At 44.1% G+C, this 1,068-nt stretch carries 1 protein-coding gene; it reads left to right on the forward strand.

The genetic code is table 11. From position 1 onward, the window contains the following. Positions 1 to 78: 78 nt before the first annotated feature. Positions 79 to 858 (forward strand): mannitol dehydrogenase family protein, encoded by a 780-nt coding sequence (locus tag QUB44_RS31010; protein WP_333373777.1) that lies wholly within the window; start codon positions 79 to 81, stop codon positions 856 to 858. Positions 859 to 1,068: the final 210 nt, after the last annotated feature.

Below are 1,068 nucleotides of genomic sequence, written 5' to 3' on the forward strand. Positions count from 1 at the left end.
CCCAAAAATAGCTCAAAACCTCTGCCTAGCATTTATGAGTATTTGTACTCATCGCAAAAGTGACACGCTCCCGATCGCATTACTCCGCTGACAACCCCAGCAGATATCCAAATGGTCGCCCAACAGTTTGGTATTGATGATGCGTTTCCATGCGTCGCGGAGCCTTTCATTCAGTGGGTAATCGAAGATACCTTTTGTGCAGGCAGACCCGATTGGGAATCCGTTGGCGTACAGATGACTAAGGATGTTCATCCCTATGAAATGATGAAAATTCGGCTGCTCAATGCCAGTCATATGTTGATTGGCTATCTCGGCTCTCTGGCAGGTTATACCTACGTTTATGAAGTCATGGCTGATCCCTTGTTTCAGCAAGCCGTTGCTAACCTGATGGATGAGGTGACACCAACATTCCAACCCGTTTCTGGGATTGATTTAGACGATTATAAAAAAACTTTAATTGAACGGTTTTCCAATCCCAAAATTCGCGATCAGCTTCCGCGCCTGTGCCTAAATGGATCAGCCAAAATTCCTAAGTTTGTTTTGGGCTCGATCCGCGATAAATTACAACTTGAAGGTGCGATCGATTATCTAAGTTTGACGATCGCTGCTTGGTGTCAATACCTCAATGGTTATGACGACCAGAACCGTCCTATCCCCATTGATGACCCCTTAGCTGATAGCCTCACTCAACAAGCCCGTTCAGGTAAAACAGATCCCAGACCTTTCCTCAGCCTGTTTGAGATTTTTGGCGATTTAGTACAGTCGCCACGTTTCGTCGAGACTGTTGCTGACAAGTTGAGCAGTTTGCATGAGTTCGGTGCTCTAGGAACCCTTGTCCGCTCCTCGCAGGCACAGTAATGGCATTATCAACTTAAGCTGCGATTTTTAGCTTTATAGCTATTGCCAGTTTCATTAGGACATAGACTATACAGTAGTAGTCTACCCGCAACCTGTCATGGCAAAACTTTACAGTTATCACTTGGGCCAGAAAGCAGGGTAAACGCATCTAAATTAATTTGACAAACACCTAAATTTGTGCATTACTAAATAACTAAAAAAACTTTTAAA

It is taken from the genome of Microcoleus sp. AT3-D2, assembly GCF_036705715.1.
Classification (GTDB): Bacteria; Cyanobacteriota; Cyanobacteriia; order Cyanobacteriales; family Microcoleaceae; genus Microcoleus.